General features: G+C 34.3%; 26 protein-coding genes. 2 read left to right on the top strand and 24 right to left on the bottom strand.

The window, feature by feature from the left end; all coding sequences use genetic code 11:
- Positions 1–5: 5 nt before the first annotated feature.
- The 24 genes from rplO to rpsL form a co-directional block, all read right to left on the bottom strand.
- Positions 6–458, bottom strand: coding sequence for a 50S ribosomal protein L15 (rplO, locus tag FNB79_RS07415; protein WP_143380706.1), 453 nt, complete (start codon positions 456–458; stop codon positions 6–8).
- A 14-nt stretch (positions 459–472) separates the two neighbouring features.
- On the bottom strand, positions 473–652 hold the full coding sequence (rpmD, locus tag FNB79_RS07410) for a 50S ribosomal protein L30 (protein WP_143380705.1): 180 nt from the start codon (positions 650–652) through the stop codon (positions 473–475).
- A gap of 11 nt (positions 653–663) precedes the next feature.
- Positions 664–1,188, bottom strand: coding sequence for a 30S ribosomal protein S5 (rpsE, locus tag FNB79_RS07405; protein WP_143380704.1), 525 nt, complete (start codon positions 1,186–1,188; stop codon positions 664–666).
- Between the two features lie 6 nt (positions 1,189–1,194).
- Entirely contained in the window at positions 1,195–1,551 is a 357-nt protein-coding gene (gene rplR / locus FNB79_RS07400; protein ID WP_143380703.1) for a 50S ribosomal protein L18, read from the bottom strand.
- Between the two features lie 13 nt (positions 1,552–1,564).
- Entirely contained in the window at positions 1,565–2,107 is a 543-nt protein-coding gene (gene rplF / locus FNB79_RS07395; protein ID WP_143380702.1) for a 50S ribosomal protein L6, read from the bottom strand.
- A 17-nt stretch (positions 2,108–2,124) separates the two neighbouring features.
- The gene (rpsH, locus tag FNB79_RS07390) at positions 2,125–2,523 is read right to left on the bottom strand and encodes a 30S ribosomal protein S8 (protein ID WP_143380701.1); all 399 of its coding nucleotides are present in this window, start codon (positions 2,521–2,523) and stop codon (positions 2,125–2,127) included.
- 66 nt (positions 2,524–2,589) lie between these two features.
- Complete coding sequence (rpsN, locus tag FNB79_RS07385) at positions 2,590–2,859, bottom strand: 30S ribosomal protein S14 (protein WP_072349801.1); 270 nt, start codon at positions 2,857–2,859, stop codon at positions 2,590–2,592.
- 3 nt (positions 2,860–2,862) lie between these two features.
- Entirely contained in the window at positions 2,863–3,414 is a 552-nt protein-coding gene (gene rplE / locus FNB79_RS07380) for a 50S ribosomal protein L5 (protein WP_143380700.1), read from the bottom strand.
- A 2-nt stretch (positions 3,415–3,416) separates the two neighbouring features.
- The gene (gene rplX, locus FNB79_RS07375) at positions 3,417–3,728 is read right to left on the bottom strand and encodes a 50S ribosomal protein L24 (RefSeq protein WP_143380699.1); all 312 of its coding nucleotides are present in this window, start codon (positions 3,726–3,728) and stop codon (positions 3,417–3,419) included.
- Positions 3,729–3,739: 11 nt separating this feature from the next.
- Positions 3,740–4,108, bottom strand: a complete 369-nt coding sequence (rplN, locus tag FNB79_RS07370) for a 50S ribosomal protein L14 (RefSeq protein ID WP_038527308.1) — start codon at positions 4,106–4,108, stop codon at positions 3,740–3,742.
- A 2-nt stretch (positions 4,109–4,110) separates the two neighbouring features.
- Entirely contained in the window at positions 4,111–4,368 is a 258-nt protein-coding gene (gene rpsQ / locus FNB79_RS07365; RefSeq protein WP_038527305.1) for a 30S ribosomal protein S17, read from the bottom strand.
- A gap of 12 nt (positions 4,369–4,380) precedes the next feature.
- Positions 4,381–4,572: a 50S ribosomal protein L29 gene (gene rpmC, locus FNB79_RS07360; RefSeq protein ID WP_038527303.1), complete on the bottom strand. Its 192-nt coding sequence runs from the start codon at positions 4,570–4,572 to the stop codon at positions 4,381–4,383.
- Positions 4,573–4,585: 13 nt separating this feature from the next.
- Entirely contained in the window at positions 4,586–5,005 is a 420-nt protein-coding gene (gene rplP / locus FNB79_RS07355; protein WP_038527301.1) for a 50S ribosomal protein L16, read from the bottom strand.
- 20 nt (positions 5,006–5,025) lie between these two features.
- Positions 5,026–5,742, bottom strand: a complete 717-nt coding sequence (gene rpsC / locus FNB79_RS07350; RefSeq protein WP_057783959.1) for a 30S ribosomal protein S3 — start codon at positions 5,740–5,742, stop codon at positions 5,026–5,028.
- A gap of 7 nt (positions 5,743–5,749) precedes the next feature.
- Positions 5,750–6,157, bottom strand: a complete 408-nt coding sequence (gene rplV, locus FNB79_RS07345; protein ID WP_143380698.1) for a 50S ribosomal protein L22 — start codon at positions 6,155–6,157, stop codon at positions 5,750–5,752.
- Positions 6,158–6,163: 6 nt separating this feature from the next.
- Positions 6,164–6,442 carry a 30S ribosomal protein S19 gene (gene rpsS / locus FNB79_RS07340; protein ID WP_143380697.1) on the bottom strand — a complete coding sequence of 93 codons (279 nt, stop codon included), beginning with the start codon at positions 6,440–6,442 and terminating at the stop codon, positions 6,164–6,166.
- 3 nt (positions 6,443–6,445) lie between these two features.
- Positions 6,446–7,273 carry a 50S ribosomal protein L2 gene (gene rplB / locus FNB79_RS07335; protein ID WP_143380696.1) on the bottom strand — a complete coding sequence of 276 codons (828 nt, stop codon included), beginning with the start codon at positions 7,271–7,273 and terminating at the stop codon, positions 6,446–6,448.
- A 10-nt stretch (positions 7,274–7,283) separates the two neighbouring features.
- Complete coding sequence (gene rplW / locus FNB79_RS07330; RefSeq protein WP_143380695.1) at positions 7,284–7,574, bottom strand: 50S ribosomal protein L23; 291 nt, start codon at positions 7,572–7,574, stop codon at positions 7,284–7,286.
- Between the two features lie 7 nt (positions 7,575–7,581).
- Positions 7,582–8,211 (bottom strand): 50S ribosomal protein L4, encoded by a 630-nt coding sequence (gene rplD / locus FNB79_RS07325; protein ID WP_143380694.1) that lies wholly within the window; start codon positions 8,209–8,211, stop codon positions 7,582–7,584.
- Complete coding sequence (rplC, locus tag FNB79_RS07320) at positions 8,211–8,828, bottom strand: 50S ribosomal protein L3 (protein WP_143380693.1); 618 nt, start codon at positions 8,826–8,828, stop codon at positions 8,211–8,213. The genes rplD and rplC overlap by 1 nt, the downstream gene beginning before the upstream one ends.
- Before the next feature lie 157 nt (positions 8,829–8,985).
- Positions 8,986–9,291, bottom strand: coding sequence for a 30S ribosomal protein S10 (gene rpsJ, locus FNB79_RS07315; RefSeq protein WP_007650482.1), 306 nt, complete (start codon positions 9,289–9,291; stop codon positions 8,986–8,988).
- Positions 9,292–9,301: 10 nt separating this feature from the next.
- Complete coding sequence (gene fusA / locus FNB79_RS07310) at positions 9,302–11,428, bottom strand: elongation factor G (RefSeq protein ID WP_143380692.1); 2,127 nt, start codon at positions 11,426–11,428, stop codon at positions 9,302–9,304.
- 5 nt (positions 11,429–11,433) lie between these two features.
- Entirely contained in the window at positions 11,434–11,910 is a 477-nt protein-coding gene (rpsG, locus tag FNB79_RS07305) for a 30S ribosomal protein S7 (protein WP_038527271.1), read from the bottom strand.
- A 23-nt stretch (positions 11,911–11,933) separates the two neighbouring features.
- Positions 11,934–12,308, bottom strand: a complete 375-nt coding sequence (rpsL, locus tag FNB79_RS07300) for a 30S ribosomal protein S12 (protein WP_057783973.1) — start codon at positions 12,306–12,308, stop codon at positions 11,934–11,936.
- Positions 12,309–12,485: 177 nt separating this feature from the next.
- Here rpsL and FNB79_RS07295 point away from each other — a divergent pair, with 177 nt between their 5' ends.
- Positions 12,486–14,174, top strand: coding sequence for an outer membrane protein assembly factor (locus FNB79_RS07295; protein ID WP_246073345.1), 1,689 nt, complete (start codon positions 12,486–12,488; stop codon positions 14,172–14,174).
- A gap of 117 nt (positions 14,175–14,291) precedes the next feature.
- Positions 14,292–17,492, top strand: coding sequence for a SusC/RagA family TonB-linked outer membrane protein (locus FNB79_RS07290; protein WP_143380691.1), 3,201 nt, complete (start codon positions 14,292–14,294; stop codon positions 17,490–17,492).

Here is a 17,492-nt window from a genome sequence, read left to right as displayed (position 1 = left end):
CGTGATTATAAAGTTACAGCTTCTCCTCCAGCAGCTTCAATAGCAGCTTTTGCTGAAGCAGTAAATTTATGAGCAGTTACTGTTAATTTCGCTTTTAGTTCTCCTCTACCTAAAATTTTAACTAGATCATTTTTTCCAGTTAAGCCTAAAGATAATAAAGTTTCTAAATTTACTGTATCGGTAATTTTCTTAGCATCAACCAATTCTTGTAAAGTGTCTAAGTTTACACCTTGATATTCTACACGGTTAATGTTAGTGAAACCAAATTTAGGAACACGTCTTTGAAGTGGCATTTGTCCTCCTTCAAATCCAAGTTTCCTAGAATAACCTGAACGAGACTTAGCACCTTTGTGACCACGTGTAGCGGTACCACCTTTACCAGAACCTTGTCCACGACCTATTCTTTTTCCTTGATTTTTAACTGAACCTTCTGCAGGTTTTAATTTACTTAAATCCATTTCTCAGTTTATTATTAAGCTTCTTCTACAGAAACTAAGTGTTCAACTTTAGCAACCATACCAAGAATGTTTGGTGTGTTTTCATGCTCTACGACTTGCCCAATACGTGTAAGACCAAGAGCTTCTAACGTTCTCTTTTGTCTTTGTGTACGTTTAATTGTGCTTTTAACTTTCGTTACTTTAATCTTTCCCATTTCTATCGCTATTAACCTTTAAAAACTTTTTCTAATGAAACGCCTCTATCATTAGCAATTTTTTGAGCACTTCTTAATTGTAATAATGCATCAAAAGTTGCTTTAACAACGTTATGTGGGTTTGATGAACCTTGAGATTTAGATAATACATCATGTACACCAACTGCTTCTAAAACTGTTCTTACAGCTCCACCAGCAATAACCCCTGTACCAGGAGCTGCAGGAATGATATTTACTCTTGCTCCACCAAATTTTCCTTTTTGTTCATGTGGTAACGTACTTTTTACGATAGGAATACGTACTAAATTTTTCTTTGCATCTTCTACTGCTTTAGCAATAGCACTTGCAACATCTTTAGATTTTCCTAAACCGTGACCTACAACACCAGCTTCATCACCAACCACTACGATTGCTGAAAAACCAAATGCTCTACCACCTTTAGTTACTTTTGTAACTCTCTGTACACCAACTAAACGATCTTTAAGATCTAATCCACTTGGCTTTACTAGCTCTGCGCTTTTGTATTTTTGATACATAATTTCTTAGAATTTAAGTCCTGCTTCTCTAGCTCCTTCAGCTAATGATTTTACTCTACCATGGTATAAATATCCACCTCTATCAAAAGAGATCGTGTCTACACCTGCCTTTAAAGCTTTTTCAGCTACAGATTTTCCTACTAGAGTAGCAATTTCTGATTTAGATCCTTTTGCAGCACTAATATCTTTATCTCTTGAAGATGCTGAACTGATAGTCTTACCAGTTACATCATCAACTATCTGAGCATAAATTTCTTTATTACTTCTAAAAACAGATAATCTTGGTCTAGTTTCTGTACCAGAAACTATTTTACGGACTCTGCTTTTAATTCTTAATCGTCTTTCGTTTTTTGTTAACGCCATAACTTATAAATTATTAAGCTGATTTACCTGCTTTTCTTCTAATGATTTCTCCTACAAATTTAATACCTTTTCCTTTATATGGTTCAGGTCTTCTAAAATCTCTAATTTTTGCTGCAACTTGTCCAACAAGTTGTTTATCGTGAGACGTTAGTTTAACTATAGGGTTTTTACCTTTCTCTGATACTGTTTCAACTTTTACTTCTGGAGCAATGTCTAATACAATATTGTGAGAAAATCCTAATGCTAAATCAAGTTTTTGACCTTGATTAGAAGCTCTATATCCAACACCAACTAATTCTAATTCTTTAGTCCATCCTTTAGATACACCTTCAATCATATTATTGATTAAAGCTCTATAAAGTCCGTGTTTAGATTTTTCTTCTTTTTTATCAGAAGAACGCTCAACTATAACATTTCCATCTTCAACTTTTATTGAAACATTAGAAAATTCTTGAGTTAACTCTCCTAATTTTCCTTTAACTGTAACAATATTCTCGTTAACATCAACTGTAATTCCTTCTGGAATTGCGACTGGGTTATTACCTATTCTTGACATTTCTTATAGTCTTTAAATTAGTAAACGTAGCATAAAACTTCACCACCTACATTTTCTTGTTGGGCTTGCTTACCTGTCATTACTCCGTGAGAAGTAGAAACAATGGCAATACCAAGACCGTTTAAGATTCTAGGTAGTTCTGTTGAACTCGCATATTTACGTAAACCTGGTTTACTGATTCTTTGAATCTTCTTAATTACAGGTTCTTTAGTTTCTTTATTGTACTTAAGAGCTATTTTAATAGTTCCTTGTACAGTAGAATCATCGAATTTGTAACTTAAAATATATCCTTGGTCGAATAATATTTTTGTGATTTCTTTTTTCAAGTTAGAAGCAGGAATCTCTACCACTCTGTGGTTAGCACGCACTGCGTTTCTAATTCTTGTAAGATAATCCGCTATTGGATCTGTATACATATGTATTAATTTGCGGTTTTGGTTTTCAATATATAATTGAACCTGAAACCAATTTATAATTATTTTTTACCAGCTTGCTTTTTTAACACCTGGAATAAGACCGTTATTTGCCATTTCTCTGAATGTTACACGAGAAATACCAAATGTACGCATATACCCTTTAGGTCTACCTGTAAGTTTACATCTATTATGCATACGTACTGGAGAAGCATTTTTTGGTAACTTTTGTAATGCTTCGTAATCTCCAGCTTCTTTTAAAGCTTTACGTTTTTCAGCATATTTAGCTACTGTTTTTGCTCTCTTAACCTCACGGGCTTTCATTGATTCTTTAGCCATATCTTAGTTCTTTTGAAAAGGTAAACCTAGTTCAGTTAATAATGATTTTGCTTCTTTATCAGTTTCTGCAGAAGTTACAAAGGTAATATCCATTCCTGAAATTTTATTCACTTTATCAATGTCAATTTCTGGAAAAATGATTTGCTCTGTAATACCAAGGTTATAATTACCTCTTCCGTCAAATCCTGTTGCTTTAATTCCGCTAAAATCTCTTACACGTGGTAAGGCTGAAGTTACTAAACGGTCTAAAAATTCGTACATCTTCTCTCCTCTTAACGTAACTTTAGCTCCAATAGGCATTCCTTTACGTAATTTAAAAGAGGCAACATCCTTTTTAGATAAAGTTGCTATAGCTTTTTGTCCAGAGATTGTTGTTAATTCTTCTACTGCGTAGTCAACTAACTTTTTATCTGCAACAGCAGCTCCAACACCTTTAGATATTACTATCTTAGATAATTTAGGAACTTGCATAACATTCTTATATCCAAATTCTTCTGTAAGAGCAGCAATTACTTTGCTTTTATACTCTTCTTTTAGTCTCGGTGAATATGCCATAACTATATTACTTCATTAGATTTTTTAGAAAATCTCACTTTCTTACCATCTTCTACTTTATAACCAACACGAGTTGTTTCACCCTTTGCAGTTAATAAAGATAAGTTAGATATTTGAATAGGAGCTTCTTTTTCTACGATTCCTCCTTGAGGGTTTTGTGCACTTGGCTTAGTATGTTTCTTCACCAAGTTAACACCCTCAACAATCGCTTTGTTCTTATCTGTTAATACTTTAAGTACTTTTCCTTCAGATCCTTTGTGATCTCCAGTTATTACTTTTACTGTATCTCCTGATTTTATCTTAAGCTTTGTCATCTTATAATTCATTAAAGCACTTCAGGTGCTAATGATACAATTTTCATGAATTGTTTATCACGAAGTTCTCTAGCAACAGGTCCAAATACACGTGTACCTCTCATCTCACCCGTTGGGTTTAATAGTACACAAGCATTATCGTCAAATCTAATATAAGATCCATCTGGACGTCTTACTTCTTTTACAGTACGTACAACAACTGCAGTTGAAACAGCACCTTTTTTAATGTTTCCATTAGGTGTTGCATCTTTTACAGAAACAACGATTTTGTCTCCTACAGAAGCGTATCTTCTCTTAGTACCACCTAGAACACGGATAGTTAAAACTTCCTTTGCTCCAGTATTATCGGCAACTTTTAGTCTTGATTCTTGTTGTAACATAATTACTTCGCTCTTTCAATTATTTCAACTAGTCTCCAACATTTAGATTTACTCATAGGTCGTGTTTCCATGATCTTTACAGTATCTCCAATGTTACAATCGTTAGTCTCGTCGTGTGCAACGTATTTCTTTGTTTTTAACACGAACTTACCATACATAGGGTGTTTTACTTTTTTAACTTCAGCAACAACAATAGATTTTTGCATTTTGTTACTAGTAACAACTCCTACACGTTCTTTTCTTAAATTTCTTTTTTCCATCTTTCAGCAGAATTATTGTAATTCTCTTTTAGTTATTTCTGTCGCAATTCTAGCTACATCACGTCTTACGTTACGTAGTTGAATTGGATTTTCTAAAGGAGATATTGCATGCGCCATTTTCAGGTCTGAATAACTCTTTTTTGTCTCACCAAGTTTCTCTTGTAACTCAGCTGTAGATAATTCTTTAATTTCTGATTGTTTCATAACATCAAATAAATTATGCTTCGTAATCTCTAGCGATAACAAACTTAGTTTTAACCGGTAATTTTTGAGCTGCTAAACGTAATGCTTCTTTTGCAACGTCTAAAGGTACTCCTCCTACTTCAAAAAGTAGTCTACCTGGTTTAACAACAGCTGCCCAATATTCAACTGCACCTTTTCCTTTACCCATACGTACTTCAAGAGGTTTCTTTGTTATAGGCTTGTCTGGAAATATTTTAATCCAAAGTTGACCTTCTCTTTTCATGTGACGTGTAGCGGCAATACGTGCTGCTTCTATTTGACGCGATGTTAAAAAATTCGAATCAAGTGATTTTATCCCAAAAGTTCCGTTTGATAATTGGTGCCCTCTTTGAGAGTTCCCCTTCATACGTCCTTTTTGTTGTTTACGAAATTTTGTTCTTTTAGGCTGTAACATTTTTTCTTTACTTTAAAAAATTACTTTCTACGACGAGGTTTGTTGTTTCCTCCTCGTGTTCCACCTTTTCCTTGCTTCTTAGACAATCCAACAAGCGGAGAAAGCTCTCTTTTTCCATATACTTCACCTTTCATGATCCATACCTTAACACCTAATCTACCATAAGTAGTATGTGCCTCAACTAAAGCATAATCAATATCGGCTCTGAATGTAGATAATGGAATACGTCCTTCTTTGTAGTGTTCTGAACGTGCCATTTCTGCACCGTTTAAACGTCCACTAATTTGGATCTTAATTCCTTCTGCATTCATACGCATAGTAGCAGCAATAGCCATCTTAATTGCACGTCTGTAAGAGATTCTGTTCTCAATTTGACGCGCGATGCTTGAACCTACTAAAAATGCATCAAGTTCTGGTCTTTTAATTTCAAATATATTTATTTGAACTTCTTTACCAGTAATTTTCTTAAGTTCTTCTTTTAACTTGTCTACCTCTTGTCCACCTTTTCCGATAATAATACCAGGTCTAGCAGTAGTGATAGTAACGGTTACAAGTTTAAGAGTTCTCTCGATAATTACTCTTGATATACTTGCTTTAGATAGACGTGCGTGAACGTACTTTCTGATCTTATCGTCTTCGGCTAATTTGTCGCCATAATCGTTTCCTCCGTACCAGTTAGATTCCCATCCTCTGATAATTCCTAAGCGATTTCCGATTGGATTTGTTTTTTGTCCCATACCTCTATTAAGCTTGTATATTATTGTTTGCTCCTACCACAATTGTTACGTGGTTAGAACGTTTTCTTATTCTGTGCGCACGACCTTGAGGAGCTGGACGTAATCTTTTTAACATAGATCCGCCATCTACTCTAATCTCTTTTACTATTAATTCAGCATCTTCAATGCTAGCATCTTCATTTTTAGCTTGCCAGTTTGCAATTGCAGACAACAACAATTTCTCTAAACGATTTGATGCTTCTTTTTGGCTGAATTTTAAAATATTAAGCGCCTTTTCTACCTTTTCACCTCTTACTAAATCGGCTACTAAGCGCATTTTTCTTGGTGACGTAGGACAGTTATTAAGTTTAGCAAAAGCAACTTGCTTTTTTTCTTCCTTAATAGCGTCTGCCATTTGTTTTTTACGACTTCCCATAGCTTACTACTTTTTACCTTTATTTTTAGCACCTGCGTGTCCACGGAATGAACGTGTTGGTGAAAATTCTCCTAATTTATGTCCTACCATGTTTTCAGTTACAAATACAGGAACAAATTGACGTCCATTGTGAACTGCAATAGTTTGTCCAACGAAATCTGGAGTAATCATAGAGGCTCTAGACCATGTTTTGATTACTGTTTTCTTTCCGCCTTCAACATTTTCTTGAACTCTCTTATCTAATTTATAATGAACGTAAGGTCCTTTTTTTAATGATCTTGCCATGTCTTATTTCTTTCTACGTTCTACAATATACTTATTACTCGCTTTTGTTTTAGAACGGGTTCTAAATCCTTTAGCTGGCACACCGTTTCTTGAACGAGGGTGACCTCCAGAAGATTTACCTTCTCCACCTCCCATTGGGTGATCTACAGGGTTCATTACCACTGGTCTAGTACGAGGTCTTCTTCCTAACCATCTACTTCTACCAGCTTTACCTGATACTAGTAATTGATGATCTGAGTTAGACACAACACCTATTGTAGCCATACAGTTAACTAAAACTAATCTAGTTTCTCCTGATGGAAGTTTTACTGTTGCAAATTTACCATCTCTTGCCATTAACTGAGCAAAAGCACCAGCACTACGAGCCATAACAGCTCCTTGTCCTGGACGTAACTCTACACAAGAAATAATTGTTCCTAATGGAATTTGACTTAACGGCATTGCATTTCCAATTTCAGGTGCGATACCTTCTTGCCCAGATACAACTGTTTGACCAACTTGCAATCCGTTTTGAGCAATAATGTATGCTTTTTCACCATCTTGGTAATTTAATAAAGCAATAAAAGCTGTTCTGTTTGGATCGTATTGAATTGATTTTACTTCAGCAGGAATTCCAGCTTTAGTTCTTTTAAAATCAATGATACGATACCTTTTTTTATGACCACCACCAATATAGCGCATGGTCATTCTTCCTTGACTGTTTCTACCACCTGATCTTTTCTTCGGAGCTAATAAACTTTTCTCCGGCTTATCAGTAGAAATGGTGTCAAATCCATTTACTACTCTAAATCGCTGACCTGGTGTGATCGGTTTTAATTTTCTTACTGACATTTTTGTCTAATTACATGTTACTGTATAAATCAATCACTTCACCTTCCGCCAGTTGTACAAGTGCTTTTTTAACAGCATTTGTTTTACCATGTTGAATACCAGTTTTAGTAAACTTAGTACTTCTATCTGGACGGACATTTATTGTACGAACTTTTTCAACAGAAACGCCATAAGCAGCTTCAACCGCTTTTTTAATTTCTACCTTGTTCGCCTTTGTATTAACCATAAAGCTAAAACAGTTATTTAATTCACTGTTTGTAGTCGCTTTTTCTGTTATTATAGGTTTAATTAAGATACTCATCGCTTCCTTATTTACTTAAATTCGTTTCAATTCCTTCTAAAGAACTCTCTAAAAGAACTACTTTATTTGCGTTTAAAATTTTGTAAGTGCTTAATTCTGAGTTTAATAACACTTCAGAGCTCTTTAAATTTCGTGATGACAAATATACATTATTATTTGATGCACCCAACACAAATAACGATTTTTTATCTTGTAAGTCTAAAGCTTTCAATACACTAGTGAAATTTTTAGTCTTAGCTGATTCAAAATTTAAATCTTCTATCACAACAATTGATTGCTCAGAAGCTTTAATTGTTAAGGCTGATTTACGTGCTAAACGCTTAAGGTTTTTGTTAAGTTTGAAACTGTAGTTTCTTGGTCTTGGTCCGAACATACGTCCACCACCTTTAAAAACTCCAGACTTAATACTACCTGCTCTAGCTGTACCAGTTCCTTTTTGCTTTTTAATCTTACGTGTAGATCCAGAAATCTCAGCACGCTCTTTAGCTTTGTGAGTTCCTTGTCTTTGGTTTGCTAAATATTGTTTAACATCCAAATACACAGCATGATTGTTAGGCTCTATAGCAAAAACTGAATCAGAAAGGTCTACCTTTCTTCCAGTTTCTTTTCCATTAATATCTAAAACTGCTACTTTCATTACTTCTCAATGATTACATAAGAGTTTTTATGACCAGGAACACATCCTTTAACCACAAGTAAGTTCTTTTCAGCAACTACTTTTAAAACTCTTAAATTTTCAACTTTTACTCTATCAGTACCCATTCTACCAGCCATCTTCATTCCTTTAAATACTCTTGCAGGATAAGATGCTGCTCCAATAGAACCTGGTGCTCTTAAACGGTTGTGTTGACCGTGAGTTGCTTGTCCTACACCACCAAAACCGTGACGTTTAACAACTCCTTGAAAACCTTTACCTTTAGAAACTCCAGCGATATCTACGAATTCGCCTTCTATAAAGTGCTCTACAGTGATAGCATCACCTAATTTGTACTCCGCATCAAAACCTTTAAATTCAACGATTTTGCGTTTTACAGAAGTTCCTGCTTTTTTAGCGTGACCGATGTCAGCTTTAGTAGCACTTTTTTCTGTCGCGTCATCGAAACCAAGTTGTAAGGCACTATACCCATCAACTTCTTCAGTTCTGACTTGGGTAACGATACATGGTCCAGCTTCAATTACTGTACATGGAATGTTTTTTCCATTTTCATCGAAGATGCTGGTCATACCGATTTTTTTTCCAATTAACCCAGACATAATTATTAATTTATTTATTAGTATTATTTATAAAAAAATTCAGGGTCAAAACACGTTCAACCCTGAATGTATTTTTACCGTTTTTCCTTCGCTCGCAGCTCGGGACATGTATTGAAACTTTCGTTTCGTTATTCTTACTTGCGTAAGTTCTCTCTACTTAAACTTTAATTTCTACTTCTACTCCACTTGGTAATTCAAGTTTCATTAAAGCATCAATAGTTTTAGAAGAAGAGCTATAAATATCAAGTAATCTCTTGTAAGAACTTAATTGAAATTGCTCTCTAGACTTCTTATTAACGTGAGGAGAACGTAGTACAGTGAATATTTTCTTGTGTGTTGGTAAAGGAATTGGTCCAGTTACAACAGCACCTGTACTTTTTACAGTTTTAACAATCTTATCAGCAGACTTATCTACTAAGTTATGATCGTAAGATTTTAATTTTATTCTGATTTTTTGACTCATTTTCTTAGTTTTAAGCGTCTGTACCTTTAGCTGCTTTAATCACTTCTTCAGATATATTTGAAGGCGTTTCAGCATAATGTGAAAATTCCATAGTAGATGTAGCACGACCTGAAGATAATGTTCGTAATGTTGTTACATAACCAAACATTTCTGATAATGGTACGGTAGCTTTTACAGTTTTTGCACCTGCTCTGTCTCCCATATCACTAACTTGACCTCTTCTTCTGTTTAAGTCTCCAACTATGTCTCCCATGTTTTCTTCAGGTGTAATTACCTCAAGTTTCATGATTGGCTCCATAATAACAGCTTTTGCTGCTTTTGCTGCATTTTTGAATCCTAATTTAGCTGCTAATTCGAATGATAATTGATCCGAATCCACATCGTGATAAGATCCATCTTTCAATGTTACTTTCATAGCATCTACTTCGTAACCAGCTAATGGTCCGTTTTGCATAGCCATTTTGAAACCTTTCTCAATAGAAGGGATAAATTCTTTTGGTACGTTACCTCCTTTAATTTCAGAAATAAACTCTAAACCTACTTTTCCTTCTTCTGCTGGCTCAACTGTAAATACGATATCTGCGAATTTACCACGTCCACCAGATTGTTTCTTATAAACCTCTCTGTGATCTGCAGCTTGTGTGATCGCTTCTTTGTACTCAACTTGAGGTTGCCCTTGATTTACTTCAACCTTAAACTCACGTTTTAAACGGTCTACAATAATATCTAAGTGTAACTCACCCATTCCAGAAATAATAGTCTGTCCTGAAGCTTCGTCTGTACGAGCTGTAAATGTTGGATCTTCTTCAGCTAATTTTGCTAAAGCCATACCCATTTTGTCTACATCAGCTTTTGTTTTAGGCTCTACCGCGATACCAATTACTGGATCAGGGAAGTCCATACTTTCTAATACAATTGGGTGTTTTTCATCACTCATTGTATCTCCGGTTTTAATATCTTTAAATCCTACTGCTGCTCCAATATCTCCTGCTTCAATAAAATCGATAGCATTTTGTTTGTTAGAGTGCATTTGGTAGATACGAGAAATACGCTCTTTCTTACCAGAACGGTTATTTAAGATGTAAGATCCTGCATCTAAACGTCCAGAGTATGCACGGAAGAATGCTAAACGTCCTACGAAAGGATCTGTAGCAATTTTAAATGCCAATGCTGCAAATGGATCGTTAACAGAAGGCTTACGCACTTCTTCTTTATCTGTATCAGGATTAACTCCTACAATATTATCTCTATCTAATGGAGAAGGTAAATAACGACATACAGCATCTAATAAAAACTGCACACCTTTATTTTTAAATGAAGAACCACAAACCATAGGAATGATAGCCATATCCATTACAGCAGCTCTAAGTGCAGCATGCACTTCTTCTTCTGTAATAGAATCTTCATCTTCCATAAATTTTTCTAACAAGTTTTCATCGTAAGATGCAACTTCTTCGATCAATAAAGCTCTGTGCTTACGTGCTTCATCCTTTAATTCTTCTGGAATTTCAATAACATCAAATGTAGAACCGTAGTTATCATCATGCCATACAATAGCTCTGTTTTTAACTAAATCTACAATTCCTTTAAAATCCATCTCATCACCAATGTTTAACACGATTGGCACGGCATTAGATTTTAACATGTCTTTTACTTGCTGACAAACGCCTAAAAAGTTAGATCCTTGACGGTCCATTTTATTAACGAAACCAATTCTAGGCACTTTATAGTTATCTGCTAGTCTCCAGTTAGTTTCAGATTGTGGCTCAACACCATCAACTGCACTAAATAAGAATACTAAACCATCTAAAACACGTAAAGAACGGTTTACTTCAACTGTAAAGTCAACGTGGCCCGGAGTATCAATAATATTAAAGTGGTAATCTTTAGCATCTGCTGTTGGAACACCATTTTCTTTAGGGAAAGTCCAGTCACAAGTTGTAGCTGCAGAAGTAATTGTAATACCTCTTTCTGCCTCTTGCTCCATCCAGTCCATTGTAGAAGCACCATCATGTACTTCACCAATTTTATGAGAAACTCCAGTATAAAAAAGAATACGCTCTGTTGTTGTTGTTTTACCAGCATCAATATGAGCTGCAATTCCTATATTTCTTGTTAATTTTAAATCTCTTGCCATTTTATTTAGAATCTAAAGTGTGAGAATGCTTTATTTGCTTCTGCCATTTTATGAGTATCAACTCTTTTCTTAACAGCTGCACCTTCTTCTTTAGCTGCTGCTAAAATTTCAGATGCTAAACGTTGTGCCATAGATTTTTCGTTTCTTTTACGTGAAAAGCTAATTAGCCATTTCATTGCTGTTGAAACTTTTCTGTCTGGACGAATTTGCATTGGAATTTGGAATGTAGCCCCTCCTACTCTACGACTACGTACTTCTACGTGAGGCATAACGTTAGATAACGCATCTTTCCATAACTCTAAAGCTGTTTTTTCTTCGTCTGTCTTTTTTGAGTCTACAATATCAATTGCATCGTAGAATACCTTAAAAGCTACCGATTTCTTCCCATCCCACATCATCATGTTTACGAATCTAGTTACTAACTGATCGTTAAAACGTGGATCTGGTAAAAGCGGTCTCTTTTTTGCTGCTCTTTTTCTCATGTCTTTTCTTTAAAAGATTTTAATTACTTCTTAGGGCGTTTTGCACCGTACTTAGATCTACGTTGTGTTCTACCTGCAACACCTGCTGTGTCTAAGGCACCACGAACGATATGATATCTAACTCCTGGCAAATCTTTTACCCTTCCACCTCTAACCAATACTATCGAGTGCTCCTGTAAATTGTGACCTTCACCAGGGATGTATGCATTTACTTCATTACCGTTAGTCAATCTAACCCTTGCTACTTTACGCATTGCAGAGTTAGGTTTCTTAGGTGTAGTAGTGTAAACACGCGTACAAACCCCTCGTCTTTGAGGACACGAATCTAAAGCAGCCGATTTACTCTTCTTGGTTATTTTGGCTCTTCCTTTTCGTACTAATTGTGAAATTGTTGGCATATTTTCTATAAAATTTATAAAATATCCTCTTCTTAGAGGGCTGCAAATGTAAGAATTTATTTTTATTTTTCAAACCCTAAACAATTAATTTTCAATAGAATTTAACTTTTATTCTTGATAACATATTATTACTTTACTTTTTCCGTTAGTTTTACAACTCCATAAAACAAAATACTAGTGTACAGAAACATTTTAGTACTAATTATACTTACACTCACAACTTCTAACGTGCTGTGCCAGAATTTAATATTAAACATATATGGCAAAACAAATCAAGAAACCCAAATTATAGATACAATTGGCTATCAAAACACACACACTAATTTTAAGTCGATTTTAAACAGCATTGATACCCTTGGAATAAAGTTAGGTAAACTGGGATACCTTGAACACGAAATTAAATCAAGTAAAAAACTGAATGATTCTACAGTTGAAACGCTTATTAATCTAAATAAGAAATTTAACTATATATATATAAGGTATAATCTGGAAACTATAAATGAAGACATTTTAAACCCCTATACCACTAATACAGGAAAGCATCTTTTAAAAATAGAATTTAACGATTTAGAATACACGTTACAATCTTTAAATGCTAAACTTGCTGAACACGGTTTACCATTTACAACTTTAAAACTTGAAGATATTAAAATAGAAAATGATAGTGTTATAGCAAAATTAAAAACATCACAAGAAGAAAAAGCTAGACATCTAGATATAATTGTAATAAAAGGATATGAAAAATTTCCAAAGAAATTTATAAAGTATTACTCCAAACTAAAAAAGGACAACCTTTTTAACATGACTAATATTTTAAAACAAACAAATCAAATAAACAAATTAACATTTGCAAATCTAATACGCGACCCCGAAGTTCTTTTTACTAAAGATTCAACTACATTATATATATATGTAGAAAAACAAAAAAGTAATAACTTTGATGGCTATATTGGCTTTGCAACAAATGAAGACACTAACAAATTAGAATTTAGTGGCTATGTTGATATGCTTTTCAGAAATAACTTAAATTATGGAGAAACATTAAAACTTTTATATAGAAGTGATGAAAGCGAACAAAAAACATTCAATGTTAACATTGATGTCCCGTATATTTTTAACACTCCTATTGGGACAGATTTAGAATTAAACATTTTTAAAAAAGACTCCACATTTTCTACCGTTGACCAATCTTTAAAACTGTATTACCAAATTAATCCTGCGCATAAAATATTTGCAGGCCTATCTTCTACACAATCTAGCAACTTACTAGAAACCACAACAAACAGCACTATAAACGATTACAAATCCACATTTTATCAATTTGAATATAACTTTATAAATACCGCTATAGAAAATACATTTTTTCCTACGAAGTCTTATGCCAATATAGAAACTGGTTTTGGCCCAAGAACATATGAGAACACAAAAGAAAACCAAATACTAATTAATACAGAACTTTACCATACTTTTTACCTTAATTATAACAATAGTATTTTTTCACGCCTTACAGCAGGAGTATTACATTCTGATAGTTTTTTAGAAAACGAGTTATTATACTTTGGTGGTATAAATTCTATACGGGGTTTTGAAGAAAACAGTTTAACCGCAAATTTATACAGTGTGTTAAATTTAGAATACAGATACCAACTGAATTCGACCATGTACATCAATACAATTACAGATTTTTCCTACTTTGAGAACAAAATTAGTCTACTAAAAGAGAAATTAATCTCTTTTGGAGTCGGTTTTGCATTATTCACAAACGCAGGACTATTAAAATTAATATATGCCAATGGAAAAACAGAAAAACAACCCTTCAGTATTGATAATGCAAAGATTCATCTAAGTTTAACAACTTCTTTTTAGCATATAGTACCTCGAAATATGTTAAAACTAAACGAATGATAAAATTTAATGTTTATTTATTGTTTAGTTAACTTTTTATTAGGAGTTTTGCCGCCGACTAATTCAAAATTACTAAAAATGAAATCAAAGTTTAGAGGAATTCTTACGGTTTTCCTAGCATTTGTTGTGCAATTAACTTTTGCACAAGAAAAACAAATTTCGGGTACGGTTTCCGATGAAAACGGCATACCGCTCCTTGGGGTTAACATTATTATTAAAGGTACTTCACAAGGTACTCAATCGGATTTTGATGGAAATTATTCAATTTCTGCAGAATCAAACAGCACTATATCTTTTTCGTATATGGGCTATAAGACTATAGAGAAGCAAGTTGGTGCTTCAACAACAATTAACGTTACGTTAATAGAAGATCTAGCTGAACTAGATGAAGTCCTTATTGTAGGATACGGAACTTCAACACTACGTTCATTTACTGGTACAGCAACACAAATTGACAGTGAAGCTTTAGGCCGTAAAGCTGTATCTAACGTTTCTCAAGCTTTAGCAGGAGAAGCTGCCGGAGTACGTGTAATAAACACAAGCGGACAACCAGGTGAAGATGCCACAGTACGTATTAGAGGTTTTGGTTCTCTTAACGGAAACAGAGAGCCTTTATATGTATTGGATGGTATACCTTACACAGGTTCTATAAACTCTATTAACCCTAACGACATCGAATCAACAACAATTTTAAAAGATGCAGCTGCAACAGCAATTTATGGTTCTAGAGGTGCAAATGGGGTAATTGTAATTAACACTAAAAAAGGATCTAAAAACGATTCTGAAATTGAAGTTGACTTAAAAACTGGTCAAAACTTTAGCGCTTTACCTCGCTATTCAACAATTTCTTCTCCAGAAGAGTATATTGAAATTAGCCACGAAGCTTTAAAAAACAGAGGAAACATTTTAGGTAATGATGGAATTACATACGCTAACGATAATTTATTTAGCAGCTCTGGTATTGCTACAGAATACAACATGTGGAATGTTGCTGATGGTTCAGAATTAATTGATCCAGTAACAGGGAAAGTAAGAGATGGTGTAACACGTAAATACAATCCAGAAAACTGGGAGGATTACGCTTTCCAAGAGTCTAACAGAACTGAAGCTAACGTAAAGATTAGTGGTGGATCTGATAAAACAAGATACTTCACTTCTTTTGGTTATTTAAATGATGTAGGGTACTCAATAAACTCAGACTTCGAACGTTACTCGGTTAGAGCGAACATAGATCACGAAGCAAAAGATTGGTTATCTGGTAACTTAAACATTGGTTACACAAATTCAGAAACTAACAATGGAGGTCAGTCTGAAGACTCTGGATCTGTATTCTGGTTTGTAGATAACATTCCTTCTATCTACCCATTATTCTTAAGAGATGATGCTGGTAATAAAATTGAAGACCCATACTACGGTGGTTATGTATACGATTACGGTGAAAATCGTGGATTCGGCGGATTAACAAATGCAATTAGTGATGCCCACAACTCTATTTCTAACGATGTTGTACACGAATTAAACGGTAATGCGAGTATTGACATTTCATTCTCAGATGATTTTAAATTAATCAATAAATTTGGATGGAATTACAAAAACAGCAATTACAACAGCCAAGACGGGCCATACTACGGACCTAGTGCTTCTCAAAATGGATCTATATACAAAGAAAGAACAGATGTTTTCTCTTACAACTTATTAAATATGTTAACATATAAGAAAAAATTTAACGGTCATACTTTTGATGCACTTCTTGCTCACGAAGCTAACGACTGGGAAACAGAGTACTTATTTGGCTCAAAATCATATTTAACAGATCCTAATAGTACAGACTTTAATGACGCTGTAGTCCAATCTAACATGTCTTCGTATACACAAAGTTATTCTTTAGAGAGTTTCTTCGGACAAGTAAACTACAACTATAACGATACGTACTTCGTATCTGGTACATTAAGACGTGACGGATCTTCAAGATTTGAAGAAGGTAACAGATGGGGTACTTTTGGTTCTGTTGGAGCATCATGGGTAATGTCTAACGAAGACTTTATGTCTAACCAAAACATCTTTAGCTTCTTAAAGTTAAAAGCAAGTTACGGTAAAGTTGGAGACCAAGGTGGTGTAGATTACTACTCTGGAAACGATTTATATACTGTAGGAAACTTAGATGATGAGCCTACTTTAATTTTTGATACTAAAGGTAACCCTGATTTAGAATGGGAAGTATCTGATCAATTTCAAGCAGGTATTGAATTTTCTTTAGGAAAATATATAGACGCTAGTGTAGATTATTACATTAAAGATACAGATAACTTAATTTTTGATAGACGTGTAGGTCCATCTATTGGTTATGCACTTATTCAAGTAAATGATGGTGCTTTAAGAGAATCTGGTTTAGAATTCGATGTTACTGCACACTTAGTAAAATCAAAAGATTTCTACATTGATTTAGGTCTTAACGGAGAAATTACTTCTAACGAATTAACACGTATGCCTATAGATCCCGCAACAGGAGAAGAAAAATTATTAGATATTAACGATCGATACGGTAGAGCTGAAGGCCACTCTATTTACGACTTTTACGTACGTGAATGGGCTGGTGTAGACTCTCAAACTGGTCAAGCATTATGGAACCAATATTTCTATGACGGAAACGGTAACGGTATTGTAGATACTGATGAAGGAATTTCATCTTTAACTGAATATCAAGATTTATATCCAGATAGAGAAATATCTCAAACTACAACAACCACATATTCAGATGCAACACAAAAATTTGTCAACAAATCTATCATTCCTGATATTAGAGGTGCATTTAATTTAGCTACAGGCTATAAAGGTTTCCAACTTAATGTACAATTCTTATACTCTATTGGTGGTTACGCTTATGATGCTGCTTATGCAGGACTAATGAGTAATACTCAGGTAGGTGGAAATAATTGGCATACAGATATTAGAGACAGATGGCAACAACCTGGAGACATTACAGATATTCCAAGATTATCAAGTAATTTAGACCAGAATGTTAATGCTACATCTACTAGATTTATCACAAAAGCAGATTACTTAAGCTTAAATAACATCCGTTTAGCATACTCTATTCCAGATACATTTGTAAAAAGAATGGGAATGTCTAACTTCACTTTATCGTTAACAGGAGATAATTTAGCATTATGGAGCGAAAGAGACGGATTTAATCCTTCTTCTTCAGAAACTGGAGTTTCAGACACATACAGCTACTCACCATTAACAACAGTTACTCTAGGTCTTAATGTTAGATTCTAA

It is taken from the genome of Formosa sediminum (genome assembly GCF_007197735.1).
Taxonomy (GTDB): domain Bacteria; phylum Bacteroidota; class Bacteroidia; order Flavobacteriales; family Flavobacteriaceae; genus Formosa; species Formosa sediminum.
The sequence above is the reverse complement of the archived record's forward strand: the minus strand, read 5'-3'. Positions and strand labels throughout refer to the sequence as shown.

Coding starts and splice junctions, on each gene's coding strand:
- rpmD (WP_143380705.1), bottom strand. CDS start 652: ATGGGAAAGATTAAAGTAACGAAAGTTAAAAGCACAATTAAACGTACA.
- rplN (WP_038527308.1), bottom strand. CDS start 4,108: ATGTTACAACAAGAATCAAGACTAAAAGTTGCCGATAATACTGGAGCA.
- rplF (WP_143380702.1), bottom strand. CDS start 2,107: ATGTCAAGAATAGGTAATAACCCAGTCGCAATTCCAGAAGGAATTACA.
- fusA (WP_143380692.1), bottom strand. CDS start 11,428: ATGGCAAGAGATTTAAAATTAACAAGAAATATAGGAATTGCAGCTCAT.
- rplD (WP_143380694.1), bottom strand. CDS start 8,211: ATGAAAGTAGCAGTTTTAGATATTAATGGAAAAGAAACTGGAAGAAAG.
- rpsJ (WP_007650482.1), bottom strand. CDS start 9,291: ATGAGTCAAAAAATCAGAATAAAATTAAAATCTTACGATCATAACTTA.
- rpsE (WP_143380704.1), bottom strand. CDS start 1,188: ATGTATCAAAAATACAAAAGCGCAGAGCTAGTAAAGCCAAGTGGATTA.
- rplB (WP_143380696.1), bottom strand. CDS start 7,273: ATGTCAGTAAGAAAATTAAAACCGATCACACCAGGTCAGCGATTTAGA.
- rplO (WP_143380706.1), bottom strand. CDS start 458: ATGGATTTAAGTAAATTAAAACCTGCAGAAGGTTCAGTTAAAAATCAA.
- rplE (WP_143380700.1), bottom strand. CDS start 3,414: ATGGCATATTCACCGAGACTAAAAGAAGAGTATAAAAGCAAAGTAATT.
- rpsL (WP_057783973.1), bottom strand. CDS start 12,308: ATGCCAACAATTTCACAATTAGTACGAAAAGGAAGAGCCAAAATAACC.
- rplW (WP_143380695.1), bottom strand. CDS start 7,574: ATGAGTATCTTAATTAAACCTATAATAACAGAAAAAGCGACTACAAAC.
- rpsC (WP_057783959.1), bottom strand. CDS start 5,742: ATGGGACAAAAAACAAATCCAATCGGAAATCGCTTAGGAATTATCAGA.
- rpsN (WP_072349801.1), bottom strand. CDS start 2,859: ATGGCTAAAGAATCAATGAAAGCCCGTGAGGTTAAGAGAGCAAAAACA.
- rplC (WP_143380693.1), bottom strand. CDS start 8,828: ATGTCTGGGTTAATTGGAAAAAAAATCGGTATGACCAGCATCTTCGAT.
- rpsQ (WP_038527305.1), bottom strand. CDS start 4,368: ATGGAAAAAAGAAATTTAAGAAAAGAACGTGTAGGAGTTGTTACTAGT.
- rplX (WP_143380699.1), bottom strand. CDS start 3,728: ATGACAAAGCTTAAGATAAAATCAGGAGATACAGTAAAAGTAATAACT.
- rplR (WP_143380703.1), bottom strand. CDS start 1,551: ATGGCGTTAACAAAAAACGAAAGACGATTAAGAATTAAAAGCAGAGTC.
- rplP (WP_038527301.1), bottom strand. CDS start 5,005: ATGTTACAGCCTAAAAGAACAAAATTTCGTAAACAACAAAAAGGACGT.
- rpsG (WP_038527271.1), bottom strand. CDS start 11,910: ATGAGAAAAAGAGCAGCAAAAAAGAGACCGCTTTTACCAGATCCACGT.
- rplV (WP_143380698.1), bottom strand. CDS start 6,157: ATGGGAAGTCGTAAAAAACAAATGGCAGACGCTATTAAGGAAGAAAAA.
- rpmC (WP_038527303.1), bottom strand. CDS start 4,572: ATGAAACAATCAGAAATTAAAGAATTATCTACAGCTGAGTTACAAGAG.
- rpsS (WP_143380697.1), bottom strand. CDS start 6,442: ATGGCAAGATCATTAAAAAAAGGACCTTACGTTCATTATAAATTAGAT.
- FNB79_RS07290 (WP_143380691.1), top strand. CDS start 14,292: ATGAAATCAAAGTTTAGAGGAATTCTTACGGTTTTCCTAGCATTTGTT.
- rpsH (WP_143380701.1), bottom strand. CDS start 2,523: ATGTATACAGATCCAATAGCGGATTATCTTACAAGAATTAGAAACGCA.